General features: G+C 72.1%; 13 protein-coding genes and 1 pseudogene. 1 reads left to right on the top strand and 13 read right to left on the bottom strand.

Going from position 1 to position 14,649, the window contains the following annotated elements; translation table 11 throughout:
* The 12 genes from AC08OV_RS16510 to uvrC all read right to left on the bottom strand — a co-directional run.
* The coding region (locus AC08OV_RS16510) for a serine/threonine-protein kinase (protein ID WP_476619895.1) at positions 1–1,541 on the bottom strand (1,541 nt) is incomplete at its 3' end.
* Positions 1,542–1,628: 87 nt separating this feature from the next.
* Positions 1,629–1,964 carry an RNA polymerase-binding protein RbpA gene (locus tag AC08OV_RS16505; protein ID WP_011436081.1) on the bottom strand — a complete coding sequence of 112 codons (336 nt, stop codon included), beginning with the start codon at positions 1,962–1,964 and terminating at the stop codon, positions 1,629–1,631.
* A gap of 257 nt (positions 1,965–2,221) precedes the next feature.
* Positions 2,222–3,970, bottom strand: a complete 1,749-nt coding sequence (locus tag AC08OV_RS16500; protein WP_476619897.1) for an ABC transporter substrate-binding protein — start codon at positions 3,968–3,970, stop codon at positions 2,222–2,224.
* Positions 3,971–4,050: 80 nt separating this feature from the next.
* Entirely contained in the window at positions 4,051–4,281 is a 231-nt protein-coding gene (gene secG / locus AC08OV_RS16495; protein ID WP_462187980.1) for a preprotein translocase subunit SecG, read from the bottom strand.
* Complete coding sequence (locus AC08OV_RS16490) at positions 4,282–4,491, bottom strand: oligopeptide/dipeptide ABC transporter ATP-binding protein (protein ID WP_476615054.1); 210 nt, start codon at positions 4,489–4,491, stop codon at positions 4,282–4,284.
* 59 nt (positions 4,492–4,550) lie between these two features.
* Positions 4,551–5,459 carry a triose-phosphate isomerase gene (gene tpiA / locus AC08OV_RS16485; RefSeq protein WP_476615053.1) on the bottom strand — a complete coding sequence of 303 codons (909 nt, stop codon included), beginning with the start codon at positions 5,457–5,459 and terminating at the stop codon, positions 4,551–4,553.
* A 33-nt stretch (positions 5,460–5,492) separates the two neighbouring features.
* A complete protein-coding gene (locus AC08OV_RS16480) occupies positions 5,493–6,695 on the bottom strand; it encodes a phosphoglycerate kinase (protein ID WP_476615052.1) in 1,203 nt (400 codons plus the stop codon).
* A gap of 149 nt (positions 6,696–6,844) precedes the next feature.
* On the bottom strand, positions 6,845–7,852 hold the full coding sequence (gap, locus tag AC08OV_RS16475; protein WP_476615051.1) for a type I glyceraldehyde-3-phosphate dehydrogenase: 1,008 nt from the start codon (positions 7,850–7,852) through the stop codon (positions 6,845–6,847).
* A 447-nt stretch (positions 7,853–8,299) separates the two neighbouring features.
* Complete coding sequence (gene whiA / locus AC08OV_RS16470; RefSeq protein ID WP_476591645.1) at positions 8,300–9,286, bottom strand: DNA-binding protein WhiA; 987 nt, start codon at positions 9,284–9,286, stop codon at positions 8,300–8,302.
* Between the two features lie 5 nt (positions 9,287–9,291).
* A complete protein-coding gene (locus AC08OV_RS16465) occupies positions 9,292–10,374 on the bottom strand; it encodes a gluconeogenesis factor YvcK family protein (RefSeq protein ID WP_476615050.1) in 1,083 nt (360 codons plus the stop codon).
* 7 nt (positions 10,375–10,381) lie between these two features.
* Positions 10,382–11,251 (bottom strand): RNase adapter RapZ, encoded by an 870-nt coding sequence (gene rapZ, locus AC08OV_RS16460; RefSeq protein WP_462186159.1) that lies wholly within the window; start codon positions 11,249–11,251, stop codon positions 10,382–10,384.
* Positions 11,248–13,395, bottom strand: coding sequence for an excinuclease ABC subunit UvrC (uvrC, locus tag AC08OV_RS16455; RefSeq protein WP_476619894.1), 2,148 nt, complete (start codon positions 13,393–13,395; stop codon positions 11,248–11,250). The genes rapZ and uvrC overlap by 4 nt, the downstream gene beginning before the upstream one ends.
* 250 nt (positions 13,396–13,645) lie before the next feature.
* Between uvrC and AC08OV_RS16450 the strand changes: the two genes are divergently transcribed.
* Positions 13,646–14,059 (top strand): SsgA family sporulation/cell division regulator, encoded by a 414-nt coding sequence (locus AC08OV_RS16450; protein ID WP_462186162.1) that lies wholly within the window; start codon positions 13,646–13,648, stop codon positions 14,057–14,059.
* Here the strand turns inward: AC08OV_RS16450 and AC08OV_RS16445 are convergent.
* Positions 14,002–14,649, bottom strand: a pseudogene (locus AC08OV_RS16445) (excinuclease ABC subunit UvrA); the annotation flags it as partial. The gene AC08OV_RS16450 and the pseudogene AC08OV_RS16445 overlap by 58 nt on opposite strands.

Below are 14,649 nucleotides of genomic sequence, written 5' to 3'. Positions count from 1 at the left end.
GGGGACACGGGGGGCGCCGAGCGGCGCATGGTCGCCTGCCCCGCCGAGCTGATCTCGGTCGCCGGATACGAGCAGTCGAGCGTGCCGTCGCCGTGGAGCACGAGGTCCAGCCAGGTGGCGGCGAAGCACAACGCCCCGACCCGGGTGAGACGTTCCTCGAGCCGGACCGAGGCGCCGGACACCGCCCGCAGCACGAGCTCGCCGGCGCATCCACTCTCCGGGTAGGCACTCGTGCCGATCACCTCGCCGATCCGGCCGCCCCGCAGCACCAGCTCGGCGTTGAAGTGCACGAACGCCTGCGTCACCGATCCGCTCCAGCTGCCGATCATGCCCGGGGGCAGCGCCTCGCCAGCCTCGGCACCCGGTTGCGACCCGACCCCCGCCGGATCCCGCGTGGCGACCGTCGGCGGCGAGGCGCGACGCCGGTCGCCGTCGTCGCCGCTGCCGTCCGCGCCGAACAGCTGGTACGCCCCGGCGGCCACGGCGGCGAGCAGCACCAGGACGATCATCGCCCCGGCCATCAGCCGGGGTGCCCGCCACGGCCGGGCCCATCCGACCGCACCGGTGGGCCGCGCCGTCCCTGGCCACGCCGGCGGGAACGGCACGGGTCGCGACCCGGTCCGGCGCCGGATCACCGCGTCCGGCGCCGGGGACGCCGGGGACGCCGGAGACGGCGGAGACGGCGGGGATACCGGGGCGGAATCGGCCGGGTGGGACGCGGCCCAGGTCAGCAACGCCTGCGCTCCCTCCGCGCGCAGCCGGCTCGCCGGGTTCTTGGCCAGCAGCCCGGCGATCGCTGCCGACAGCCTGCCGCCCCGGAGGCAGGGTGGCGGATCGGCGTGCAACACGGCGCCGATAGTGGTGAGCAGCGTGTCACGCTGGAACGGTGAGACCCCCTCGACGGCAAAGTAGAGGGTGGCGCCGAGGGCGAACAGGTCGCCGGCCAGGGTCGCGGGGCCGCCGAGGAGGCGCTCGGGCGCCATGTAGGCGGGCGTCCCGCCGCTGCCGACGCCGCCGGTGAGGGTCGGGTCGGCGGCGTGGGTGGCGATGCCGAAGTCGGTCAGCAGCACCCGGCCGTCGTCGGCCAGCAGGATGTTCGATGGTTTGACGTCCCGGTGCAGCACGCCCATCTGCTGGCCCGCGACCAAGGCGTCGAGGACCGCGAGCCCGACCTGGATGGCACGCTCGGGCGGCAGGGGACCGTCCCGGTTGACCGTCGTGGCGAGTGTGCCGGCCCAGACCAGCTCCATCACGATCCACGGCAGGCCGTCGTGTTCCACGGCGTCATGGACGGTGACCACGTGCGGGTTCCCCCGCAGCCGGGCGGCGTTGCGGGCCTCACGCATCGCCGTCTCCACTCCGGCGGCACGCTCGTCGTCGTCGAGGTCGGCGGAGACCCGGATCTCCTTGATCGCCACCTCGACCCGGAGCACATCGTCGTGGGCCCGCCACACGGTGCCCATCCCACCGGAGCCAATCCGTTCGACGAGCCGGTACCGCCCGGCGACGAGCCGGCCGATGCCGACATCATCCACAGTCACAGGGGCATCCTCGGCGGCGGCGCAACGGCGGCAGCCCGTTCCCGGCGGCGACCGTCGGCCGCTGCCGGGAACGGGCCCGGCCCCGGGCTAGGAGGCGCCCCGAAGCTTGGCGAGCGCCTCGGCGAGGATCGCCTCGCCGTCCTTCTCGTTCCGTCGTTCCCGCACGTAGGCGAGATGGGTCTTGTACGGCTCGGTGCGCGGCGGGGCGGGGGTGTTGTCCCGATCCCGTCCCGCCGGAAAACCACAGCTCGGACAATCCCACGTGTCGGGGATCGCCGCGTCCGCGGCGAACGACGGTCTCGTCTCGTGCGCGTTGGCGCACCAGAAGGAGATACGTTGCCGGGGCGCGGTCTCGCCCCGTTCCGCCTCTCCCATCGGTCCTGCCCCGACCCGGCTCCCCCGGATGGCGTTGCCACCTGCCACGGCCCGCGTGCTCCTTCGTCTCGTCCCATGGGTGGTAGCACGGAAACCGTGCCTGCCGATTCCGCGGCCTCGAGTGCCGCGGAATCTCGTACCCGGTTTCGTAAACCTGACGTTCCCGGCACTTTTCCCCGGGTGTTCCTCCGGGTACGTCCTGGGGGGAGTGTAGGCCGCGAGAGCCACACATGGATGCACCGACCACCCCCGCCTGGTTACCCCTGGCGTTACCCTCGGCGGGAGGAGCGTGTTCAGGTCGGGTGTCATCCGGACCCCAGCGAGACCGCGGTCGGATCGGCGGTGCCGACCGACGGCACGATCGTGAACGCGGTGACGTTCGTGCTGTGGAACTGCGGGGTGTGCACGACGGCCAGCGGGATTACCGCGACCTGCTCGACCAGCGTGTGCTCCAGGTCGGCCCAGTCGCTCGCGGCGGTCGCCTCGCTGGTGGCCCGCAGCGCCGTGGCGAGCAGATGCAGGGCGCCCGGATCCCGGTAGCCGCCGTCGGCCGGCCTGGGGCCGGCCCACGTCTCGTCCAGCAATGGCTGGAAGACGGTGCGGCCCGCGTCGCCGTACCAGTCCGGGGCGATGGTGGTGAGCGCCAGGTCCCAGAACTGCCCGGTGGGGTGGACGGCGGCCGCACGGTAGCGCTCGCCGGTCCGGATCCGGATGTCGAGGCGGATGCCGGAACGGGCGAAGGCGGTCCGCAATGCCTCAGCGGCCGCCACGTCGGTGGCGCTGTCCGTGGTGAGCAGGGACAGCGCCGTGACGGGCCCGCCGGGGGTGTGGCTCAGCGCCTCCCGGCAACGGGCCGCGTCGCCGAGTCCCGCCGGGCTCGGGAAGGGATCCGCGTCGGTGTAGCCGGTCATCGTCTCCTGCAGCAACCCGGTGGCGGCAGCGGCGAACTCGGGGCCGCCGAGCGCCGCCGCGAGGCTCACCCGGTCAATGCAGTAGGGCAGCGCCCGGCGGACCGGCAGCTCACGCAGCGCGGCCGCGGAGGGCCCGTTGAATCCGACGGTGAGCGCCAGGGTGACCCCGACCCCGTCGACTACGAGACGGGGGTCATTCGCCCTGGCGAGCTCCACGGCCCGGCTGTCGGGGATCTTCCCGTCGAGCGACATGTCCGCGTCGCCGCTCTCCAGCTCCTGCTGCATGGCCTCCGGACTCAGGCCGTCGAAGATCGTTATATGGTCGGGCAGGGCGCGGCGGATCCCGTCCGAGGATGCGCTCCAGGATGGGCTGCGCGACAGCCGGTACCCCTCGCCGGGAGCGACCGTGAACCGGTACGGCCCGGCCGACACCAGGTTGTGCAGGTACTCCGGCGAGTCCGGCGGGTAGGCCAGGGCCTCCAGCGGCACCGGGGAGGCCGCCGGTAGCGCCAGCACGTCCACGAAGTCGTTCACCGGGGCCAGTAGATGGAACGCGAGCGTGTCGTCGCCGACGATCTCGATGCCCTCCACGGTGCTGCTCTCGACGAAGGCCGCGGCGTCGGCAACCGGGATCGCCACCAGCTGGGCACAGAACTCCCGGAATCCGACGATGGTCGCCGTGAAGTAGCCGCGCAGCGGTGACGGGTTCGGGGGCGTGCACAGTCGCTTGATGCCGCGGGCGACGTCGTTGGCAGTGATCCGGCGCTGGTTGGGGGTGTCCCAGCGCGCCGCGGGACGCAGCCGCACCGTGTAGACCAGCCCGTTCTCGGTGACGACCGGCGCGCCGACGGCGAGGTCCGGCCGCGGGATGGTCGACTTCGTCGTGTCCTCGTCGGAGGGATAGCTGAACAGCTGGCGGGTCACGAGCCGGCTGACCGCCCGCTCGCCGGGCTGGTCGGCCCAGCCGGGATCGCCACTGGGCATCCACTGGGTGACGATCCGCAGCGTGCCGCCCGGCTTGTCGGGCGGAGGGGGCGTGGCGGTCGCCGCCGGGGTGGGACTGGCGGCGAGCTCACGCGATCCGCCCCCCGAGCCGCCGCCGCTGCAGGCGGTCACCGTGGCGAGCAGGACCGTGGCGAGCACGGACAGGGGGCGGGGCAGCCGGCCTCCACGGCCGCGACCACTCCCGCGGCCGGGACCAGGGCGCGGGCCGAACTGGGCGTTCAATTCTTCAGCAGCAGACCGAGACCGACGATGCAGGTGAACCAGATGATCCCAACCACGATGGTCAACCGGTCGAGGTTCTTCTCCACGACCGAGGACCCACCCAGCGACGAGGACACGCCGCCGCCGAACAGAGTGGACAGCCCGCCTCCCTTGGCCCGGTGCAACAGCACAAGCATGATCATCAGAATACTCGCGACAATCAGGGCGATCGACAGACCGATCGTCATCTAGACCAGCTCCCGCTCCTCGGGGAAGTGGCAGGCCGTCCGGTGCCCAGGCCGAACCTCCGACAAGGGCGGTTCCACTGTCCTACACACCTCCTCAGCCTTCCAGCAACGTGGGTGGAACCGGCACGCCTCGAGGGGATCGGGCGGGCCGGGCACGTCGCCACGCAACAGTATCCGCTCCCACCGACGGTGCTTCGCCTGGTCCGGCACCGGGACGGCCGGCGGCAGGGCGAGTACGCGGCAGGGCGATTATACGGACGCGTCCGCCGTCAGGCCGGCGGCCCGCTGCGCACGATGCCGACGAACTCCTCGGCGACCAGGCTCGCCCCGCCGACCAGCCCGCCGTCCACATCCGGCATGGTGAACAGCTCGCCGGCGTTCGCCGCCTTCACCGAGCCGCCATAGAGGACACGGGTCCCAGCGGCAATCTCATCGCCGTACTGTCTGGCCAGCTGGCCGCGGACCGCCGCGCACATGTCCTGGGCGTCCTGCGCGGAGGCGGTGCGGCCGGTGCCGATCGCCCACACCGGCTCGTAAGCGATGACGATCGTCGCGGCCTGCTCGGCGGTGATGCCGGCCAGCGACTGCTCGAGCTGACGCAGCACGTACTCAACATGGGTGCCGGCGGCCCGGATCTCCTCGGGCTCCCCCACGCACAGGATGGGGGTGAGCCCCACGGAGAAGGCCGCCTTCGCCTTGGCCGCCACCAGCGCGTCGTCCTCGTGGTGGTCGGCCCGGCGCTCGGAGTGCCCGACGACGACGTAGCCGCAGCCGAGCTTGGCCAGCATCGCCCCGCTGATATCACCGGTGTGCGCACCCGACGCGTACGGGGAGAGGTCCTGCCCCCCGTAGGCGATGGCGAGCTTGTCTCCGTCCACCAGGGTCTGCACGCTGCGCAGATCGGTGAACGGCGGGAGAACGACGACCTCGACGGTCTCCAGCTCGGCGGGCTTGAGATCGAAGGCGATCTTCTGCACCAGCGCGATCGCCTCGAGGTGATTGAGGTTCATCTTCCAGTTGCCGGCCACCAGCGCCCGTCGGCCGGTGCCCTTGACGCCGGCAGCGCCCTTCGCCGATCTGTCCTTGCCCACGCCGTCCTCGTCCTTCCCGGATCCCCTGTTCTTCCCGGATCCCCTGTCGGAACCTCGCTCAGATCTTCCCCGGCCCAGCAGTGCCATCAGCCGGCCCCGACGCCGGGCGTCCCGTGGAAGTCAGACATCGAGGGCCGCGAGCCCGGGCAGCGTCTTGCCCTCCAGGTATTCCAGGCTCGCGCCGCCGCCGGTCGAGATGTGGCTGAAGGCACCCTCCGGGATGCCGAGCGTGCGGACCGCCGCGGCGGAGTCTCCGCCACCCACGACGGAGAACCCCGTGCCGGCGGCGACCGCCGCGGCCACCCCCCGGGTGCCCGCGGCGAACGGCGCGAGCTCGAACACGCCCATCGGCCCGTTCCAGAAGACCGTAGCCGCTCCGGCCAGCCGCGCGGCGAACAGCTCCGTCGACGCCGGGCCGATGTCGAGCCCGAGCCAGCCGGCGGGGATGGCGCCGGCCGCGACGACGGCGGTGTCCGCGTCGGCGGCGAACCTGTCCGCGACGACGACGTCGGTCGGCAGCACGATCCGCTCCCCGCCCTCGGCGAGCAGCTCCTTGCACGTCTCGATCATCTCGGTCTCCAGCAGCGACCCGCCGACCCCGTGACCGAGCGCCGCCAGGAAGGTGAAGCACATCCCTCCGCCGACGAGCAACGCGTCGACCTTGGGCAGCAGCGCGCGGATCACGCCGAGCTTGTCGGACACCTTGGACCCGCCGAGCACGACACCGTAGGGACGCGCCGGGTCGCTGCTGAGCCGGCGGAGCACCTCCAGCTCGGTGAGCACGAGCCGGCCCGCGGCGTGCGGCAGCCGCTTCGGGACGTCGGCTACGCTGGCGTGGGCCCGGTGGACCGCGCCGAAGGCGTCCCCGACGTAGAACTCGGCGAGCGCCGACAGCTCGTCGGCGAAGGCCGCGCGGATCGCCGCGTCCTTGCTGGTCTCCCCGGCGGCGAAGCGCAGGTTCTCCAGCAGCGCCACCTCGCCGTCCCCGAGCCCGGCGACCACCTCGCGGGCATGCGCACCGGCGATGTCACCGCTGCCGTCGCCGGCGAACGCCACCGGCCGGCCCAGCAGCTCGGCGAGCCGACCCGCCACCGGCTCCAGGGAGTACTTCGGGTCCGGCTCGCCCTTCGGCCGGCCCAGGTGCGAGCTCACGACCACCCGGGCGCCCCGGTCCAGCAGTGCGGCGATGGTCGGGACGCTGGCGCGGACCCGGCCGTCGTCGGTGATGCGCGGGGTGTCACCGGAACGGTCCAACGGCACGTTCAGGTCGCTGCGGACCAGCACCCGGTGCCCGGCGACCTGCAGGTCGTCGATCGTCCTCACGCTTCGTTACTCCATCGGGGAGAGAAATTGTCGAGGAAGGGCCGGAGAGGATCCTCTCCGGGCGAGGATCCTCTCCGGCCCGGTCGGGAGGAACGGCCGGGGAGGACCGGCGCCACCCGACGGGTTTCGCCGGCCGGCGGCGTGCGGGCCTAGAGGCGCGCGGCCACCAGCGCGGTCAGGTCGACCAGCCGGTTGGAGTAGCCCCACTCATTGTCGTACCAGCCGACGATCTTCACCTGATTGCCGGCGGACATCGTCAGCAGCGAGTCGAACGTGCAGGACGCCGGGGTGTTGACGATGTCGGAGGAGACGATCGGGTCCTCGGTGTAGACAAGGTAGCCCTTCAGCGGGCCCTCCGCCGCCGCCTTGAACGCCGCGTTGACCTCTTCCTTGCTGGCCTTCTTGTCCAGGGTGGCCACCAGGTCGGTGACCGAGCCGTCGAGGACCGGCACCCGCATCGCCAGCCCGTCGAGCTTGCCCTTGAGGTGGGGCAGGACCAGCGCGGTGGCCTTCGCCGCACCCGTGGTGGTCGGGATGATGTTCTGCGCCGCCGCCCGCGCCCGCCGCAGGTCCGAGTGCGGGAAGTCCAGGATGACCTGGTCGTTGGTGTAGGCGTGGATGGTGGTCATCAGCCCCTGGCTGATGCCGAAGGCCTCGTCGAGCACCTTCGCCATCGGCGCGACGCAGTTCGTCGTGCAGGAAGCGTTGGACAGGATGTGGTGCCTGGCCGGGTCGTAGGCGTCGTCGTTCACGCCTATCACCACGGTGATGTCCTCGTCCTTGGCCGGCGCCGAGATGATGACCTTCTTGGCGCCTGCCTGCAGATGCTTGCCCGCGTCCGCCGCCTTGGTGAAGCGGCCGGTGGACTCGATGACAACGTCCACACCCAGATCGGCCCAGGGCAGCGCCGCCGGGTCGCGCTCGGCCAGCACCTTGATCATGGTGTCACCGACGCGGATACCCTCGTCGACGACACTGACCGCAGCAGGCAGCGTACCCAGCGTGGTGTCGTACTTGAGCAGATGCGCAAGAGTCTTGTTGTCGGTCAGGTCGTTGACCGCGACGATCTCGAGATCGTTCCGGTTGCTCGCCGCGAGCGCCCGCCAGAAGTTACGACCGATTCGCCCGAAGCCGTTGACACCCACCCGCGTAGCCACGTCCAGGACTCCCTACCGTCTTGTCTCGTCGTTTCGATAGTCACGCCGTCGTTCCGTCGCGACGTCGTCGTTCGGTTGTGACGTTCTCGTTCATGTGGCACTGTCGTTCATGTGGCGCTGTCAAGGCAGGAGCCTAACGAGTTTGCACATCATCGGCGGGAATCCGAACCGTGCGATGCTGGTCTCCTCACACGATGCGGGCACGCCCCACCCGGAAACTACATCCCATCACATCGCTGCTGCACCGCCGGTGCGCCTCCGCAGGGCCGGGGCCGGGCAGATTCCGTGGGCCCGCGCTGACGCCGGCCGAACCGGCCAGGCGGGCGCCCCACGGGCAGGCCCCACCCCGAAGAGCCCCGAAGAGCCATCCGATCCCGATGGTGCTACTGGGCCAGTATTCCACATTACAGGTATGAAATGTCTGGGTACGACCTGGGCCGCTGTTGCTCAGGCGTTCTCAAGGAGATCCGGGGAGACGCTCGCCTCGGTGTTGGGGATACCGAGCGCGTTGGCCCTCTTGTCGGCGAGCGCCAACAGTCGGCGGATCCGGCCGGCGACCGCATCCTTGGTCAGCGGCGGGTCCGCGAGCGCGCCCAGCTCCTCCAGGGAGGCCTGCGCGTGATCGAGGCGCAGCCGGCCGGCCGCCAGCAGGTGCTCCGGGGCGTCGTCGCCGAGGATGCGCATCGCGGCCTGCACCCGGGCGCCGGCGGCCACCGCGGCCCGGGCGGAGCGGCGCAGGTTGGCGTCGTCGAAGTTCGCCAGCCGGTTGGCCGTCGCCCGGACCTCCCGGCGCATCCGCCGTTCCTCCCAGGCGAGCAGGCTGTCATGCGCACCGATCCTGGTCAGCAGCGCGCCGATCGCGTCGCCGTCGCGGATGACGACACGGTCGACGCCGCGCACGTCCCGGCTCTTGGCCTGGACCCCCAGCCGGCGCGCCGCGCCGACCAGGGCGAGCGCGGCCTCCGGACCGGGCGAGGTCACCTCCAGCGAGCAGGACCGACCCGGCTCGGTCAGCGAACCGTGGGCGAGGAACGCGCCCCGCCAGGCCGCCGCGGCGTCACAGGCGGAGCCCGTGACCACCTGCGGCGGCAGCCCGCGCACCGGGCGGCCACGCTGGTCGAGCAGGCCGGTGGACCGCGCGAGCTGCTCGCCGTCCCGCTCGACGCGCACGATGTAGCGCACCGAGCGGCGCAGCCCACCGGCGGCCAGCACGGCCACCGTCGAGGGGAAGCCGAAGACCTCGGCGATCTCGCGACGCAACCGGCGGGCGGTCGCGCCGGTATCGAGTTCCGCCTCGACCACGATGCGACCACCGACGATGTGCAGCCCCCCACCGAAGCGCAGCAGGGCTGCCATCTCGGCCCGCCGGCAACAGGGCTTCGCGACCCGCAGCCGGCTCAGTTCGTCCTTGACGGTGGCCGTCATCGCCGCCACACCGATCACTCCTTGGCTTCACCGGATGGGGTCCGGCGGACCGGTCCGCCGGACGATGAGTACTGCGTGACCGGCCGCCGGGACGCGGGCGCCGGGCAGGTCGCCTCCGGGAGTCCCGCGAACACCGCGCGGAAGGCCGCGGCGAGCCGGACCGGGTCGTGCACGGGCGCGCCAGGGATCCGCACCGGCGCCAGATGGAGCCGGGCGCCGACGTCCGCCGCCGCCCGGGCGAGCAGGTCGGGGTCGGGCACGGCGGTCGGATCGGCGATCACCACGTCCAGCCGCAGGCCGGGAACGTGCCGGCCGAGGGAGTGGAGATGGGCCTGGGGGGTGTATCCCTCGGTCTCCCCCGGCTGGGCGGCCAGGTTCAACACCATCACCCGGTTCGCCCGGGACGTCGCAATCGCCCGGTTCATCCCAGGAACCAACAGATGCGGCAGCATGCTCGTGTAGTGCGATCCCGGCCCAAGGATGATCCAGTCGGCCGCGCCCGCCGCGGCCACCGCCTCCGGACAGGCCGGCGGTGCCGCCGGCGACAGCCGGACACCCACGACCCGTCCACCGGTCGTGGCCACCGCGGCCTGCCCGCGCACCTCGACCTCGGCGGTGGGCGCCCCCGGATCCAGCCCCACGACGTCGGCGACGATGTCGATGCCCCTGGTCGACAGCGGCAGCACCCGCCCCCGCAGGCCGAGGAGGGCGGCGGCCAGGTCGAGCGCGGCCACCGGTGATCCGGTGCGCTCGGCGAGCGCGGTGAGCACGAGGTTGCCGACCGCGTGCCCGGCGAGCGGCCCGTCGCCGCCGAACCGGTGCTGGAACACGCCCGCCCAGGTGGTCGACCATCCGTCTGGTCCGGCCAGCGCGGCCAGGGCCATTCGTAGATCGCCCATGGGCAGCGCACCGAGCTCCGCGCGCAGCCGCCCGGAGGATCCACCATCGTCACCGACGGTCACCACGGCGGTAAGCGCCGAGGTGATCTGCCGGAGCGCGGCGAGCGAGGCGGCGAGCCCGTGGCCGCCGCCGAAGGCGACGACCGCCGGTGCCCGGTCCGGACCGTCGGAGCGCGCGGCTACGCCATTGAGGTTCACGGATGGTTCACTCCCGTCCCAGGTCACGGTGCACCACCCGGACCCCCACGCCGCCCGCGGCGAGCCGGGTGCCGAGCTGCTCGGCGATCGCGACGCTACGGTGCTTGCCGCCGGTGCACCCGACGGCCAGCGTGAGATACCGCTTGCCCTCGCGGGCATAGCCCTCGCCGACCAGGCGGAGCAGCGCCGCGTACTGGTCGAGGAAGTCCTGCGCTCCCGGCTGGGCCAGCACATAGTCGCGCACCTGCGGATCGCGGCCGGTGAACGGGCGCAGCGCCTCCACCCAGTGCGGGTTGGGCAGGAACCGGCAGTCGGCGACGAGATCCGCATCCAGCGGAAGTCCGTACTTGTACCCGAACGACACCACCGTGGCGTTGAGCCGGTTGGCGTTCGGCTGCCCGAACGCGGCGTCGATCTTCGACCGCAGCTCATGGACGTTCAGGTCGGTGGTGTCGAGGACCAGGTCAGCCTCGCCGCGCAGCTCGGCGAGCAGAATCCGTTCCCGGCTGATGCCGTCGACCACCCGCTCGTCGCGCTGCAGCGGATGCGGGCGGCGGACGTGCTCGAACCGGCGGATCAGCGCATCGTCGCTGGCCTCGAGGAACAGCATCCGGGGATGCATGCCCCGCGCGTCGAGCGCCGCGATCGCGGCGCGCAGGTCAGAGAAGAACGGCCGGCCCCGCACGTCCACCACGACGGCGATGCGGCTGACCGTCCCACCAGAACGACGGCCCAGCTCAGCCATGGTGGACAGCAGCTCCGGGGGAAGGTTGTCGACGACGAACCAGCCCAGGTCCTCCAGGCACTTCGCCGCGGTGCTGCGCCCGGCGCCGGACAGCCCGGTGATGATCGCCAAATCCAGGGTCGGGGTGGTCATGAGACGGTCTCCGCGTCGAGGATCTCTCCGGTGCGCGGGTCGACGACGGGGGCGGGCGCGTCGGCGCGGCCCGGCGCCGACCGGGCCAGCGCGGTGACGATCGCCGCCGCCGTCCGCGGGCCGATGCCGGACACCTGCGCGATCTGCTCGGCGCTCGCCGCCCGTACCTTCGCCACCGAACCGAAGTAGCGCAGCAGGGCCTTGCGCCGGGTGTCACCCAGGCCGGGGACCTCGTCGAGGGCGGAGGCCACCATGGCCGTGGACCGCTTCTGCCGGTGGTAGGCGATGGCGAAGCGGTGCGCCTCGTCGCGTACCCGTTGCAGCAGGTAGAGCGCCTCGGACGTCCGCGGGAGGATGACCGGGTCCGCGGTGCCCGGCAGCCAGACCTCCTCCAGCCGCTTCGCCAGCCCGCACAGCGCCACCCCGCCGGGGCCGGCGTCGATGCCGAGCTCGTCGAGCGCCCGGGCCGCCGCGGCCACCTGGGGCGCCCCGCCGTCCACCACGACGAGGTTCGGCGGGTAGGCGAACCGGCGCGGCCGCCCGGTCCCCGGATCGATCGGCTGCGCGGCATCCGGCGCGTCGGCGATGTCGGCAAGCTCGCCGACGCGGGACCGCTCGGCGAGGTAGCGCGAGAACCTCCGGTGGATGGTCTCGTACATGCTCGCCACGTCGTCCCCGGCAGCCCCGTCCCGGCCGGCACCCTCCCGGCTGGCACCCTCCCGGCTGGCACCCTCCCGGCCGGCACCCTCCCGGCCGGCGATGCCGCGGATCGCGAACCTGCGGTACTCGGACTTGCGCGGCAGGCCGTCCTCGAACACGACCATGCTCGCCGCGACGTTCGTGCCCTGGGTGTTCGAGACGTCGAAGCACTCGATGCGCAGCGGCGCGTCGGGCAGCTCCAAGGCCTCCTGAAGCTCGGCGAGGGCACGGCTGCGGGCGGTGAGGTCACTGGCCCGCTTCGTCCGGTGCAGCGCGAACGCCTGCTTGGCGTTGCGCTCCACCGTCTCGAGCAGGGTGCGCTTGTCCCCGCGGCGGGGCACGCGGACCTCGACGCGGCTGCCCCGGGCCGCGCCGAGCAGTTCGGTGACCGCCTCGACGCCGGGCGGCAGGGCGGGCACCAGGATCTCGCGGGGGATGCCCTCCCCCTGGGATCCCGCGGTGGTCGTGGGCACCGTCGAACCAACGGTCCCGGTCGAGGCCGCTCCCGTGCCGTCGAGGTACTCCTGGGTGAGGAACTGCTCGACGAGGTCCGCGGTCGTGACCTCGTCGAGCTTGTCGACGACCCAGCCCCGCTGGCCGCGTACCCGCCCGCCACGCACGTAGAACACCGCGACGGCGGCCTCCAGCTCGTCCTCGGCGAAGGCGATGACGTCGGCGTCGGTGCCGTCGGGCAGAACCACGGCCTGCTTCTCGACCGCACGGCGCAGGGCGCCGATGTCGTCGCGCAGCCGCGCGGCGCGTTCGTACTCCTGGGCCTGCGCCGCCTGCTGCATCTCCCGTTCGAGCCGACGCAGGTAACGGCCCGCCTGCCCGGACATGAAGTCGCAGAAGTCCTCGACGATCTCCCGGTGGGTGGCCGCGTCGACCCGTCCCACGCAGGGTGCCGAGCACCGGTCGATGTACCCGAGCAGGCACGGCCGTCCGACCTGCGCGGCCCGTTTGAAGACCCCGCCCGAGCACGTGCGGGCGGGGAAGACCCGCAGGAGCAGATCGAGGGTCTCCCGGATGGCCCAGGCATGCGCATACGGGCCGAAGTACCGGACACCCTTGCGCTTGGGTCCCCGCATGACCTGCAGGCGCGGGAACTCCTCGTGGAGGGTCACGGCGAGACTCGGGTAGCTCTTGTCGTCGCGGTAGCGGACGTTGAAGCGCGGGTCGAACTCCTTGATCCACGTGTACTCGAGCTGGAGGGCCTCGACCTCGGTCGAGACGACGGTCCAGTCGACCGAGCTCGCCGAGGAGACCATGTGCTGCGTGCGCGGATGGAGGGTGTGCAACTCGGCGAAGTAGTTGGCCAGCCGGGCCCGCAGGTTCTTGGCCTTGCCGACATAGAGCACGCGACCGTGCTCGTCACGGAAACGATAGACACCGGGTGTCTCGGGGATCGAGCCCGGGGCGGGCCGGTAGGACGCCGGATCAGCCATGAAGCGAGCCTACGGCGACCTTCATCCCGAGCAAGCAGCACCTGCACGTAACCATTTCATCACGCATAGCGTGCGGGCTTGGCAGCGGGTTCCCTCCGATGGTGGCGGTAGGGTGACGAGCGGCGACGGCCACCCGGCAGTGTCGTGACCGATTACACACCTTCCGCTGTTTCGGGAGCCCCCGCTGGCGTCCGGGGCGGAGGGCTGCGACCCTCGACACATCGGGCAAGCGAACCGAGGGAGCCAGCGCGTGCTTGGTAAGGACGTCACGGCGGAGTTCGTCGTGGACGACGCGTCCAGCCGTGGGCGGATCACCGTGTTCCAGATCTGCTGGGGCGCCCGCGACCCGTTGGCTGTGTCCATGACGCTGGTGTCCAGGCCGGAACATCCCGCGCTGCCGCAGGGCAGCTGGGTGGCACCACGCGACACCCTGCGCGCCGGCCTGGAGACGGCGGTGGGCGACGGGGACGTCCGGATCGGTCCCGACGCGGATCGGCGCGGCGTGCGGCTCGACCTGGTGCACGGCGACCGCCGATCCGTGGTGGTGGTCGCGGCGTCGTCGCTGCGCAGCTTCCTGGACCGCACCGAGCGGCTTGTCCCGACCGGTCAGGAGCACACCGAACAGGAGCTGGACGCCGTCCTCGCGGACCTGCTGCAGACCTGAGAAGCCTGAGAAGGCGGGACCGGTCCCACCTCGGCGACCCGGTCACCGAGGATCTCCCGGAGGAAGACCGCGGTGTGGCTCTCCTCGACCGCCGCCACGGCCTCGGGCGACCCCTGCGCGACGACCCGGCCGCCTCCCGTGCCCCCCTCCGGCCCCAGATCAATGATCCAGTCCGCCGTCTTGATGACATCGAGGTTGTGCTCGATCACGATGACCGTGTTCCCGGCGTCGACCAGCCGGCCGAGCACGCCGAGCAGCTTGCGGATGTCCTCGAAGTGCAGACCGGTCGTCGGCTCGTCGAGCACGTAGACCGTCCGGCCGGTGGAGCGCCGCTGCAGCTCCGAGGCGAGCTTGACCCGCTGCGCCTCGCCGCCGGACAGGGTCGGCGCCGACTGGCCGAGCCGGACGTACCCCAAGCCGACGTCGTTCAGCGTCCGCAGGTGCCGGGCGATGGCCGGCACCGCGGCGAAGAACTCCGCCGCCTCCTCGATCGGCATGTCGAGCACCTCGGCGATGTTCCTGCCCTTGTAGTGCACCTCCAGCGTCTCCCGGTTGTACCGGTCGCCGTGGCAGACCTCGCACGGCACGTA

The organism is Frankia sp. CeTa3Moorea (assembly GCF_978021225.1).
Note: the sequence above shows the minus strand (reverse complement) of the source record. Positions and strands in the feature narration are given on the sequence as shown.

Coding starts and splice junctions, on each gene's coding strand:
- tpiA (WP_476615053.1), bottom strand. CDS start 5,459: ATGGCACTGCTGGGCCGGGGAAGATCTGAGCGAGGTTCCGACAGGGGA.
- uvrC (WP_476619894.1), bottom strand. CDS start 13,395: ATGGCTGATCCGGCGTCCTACCGGCCCGCCCCGGGCTCGATCCCCGAG.
- rapZ (WP_462186159.1), bottom strand. CDS start 11,251: ATGACCACCCCGACCCTGGATTTGGCGATCATCACCGGGCTGTCCGGC.
- secG (WP_462187980.1), bottom strand. CDS start 4,281: ATGACGATCGGTCTGTCGATCGCCCTGATTGTCGCGAGTATTCTGATG.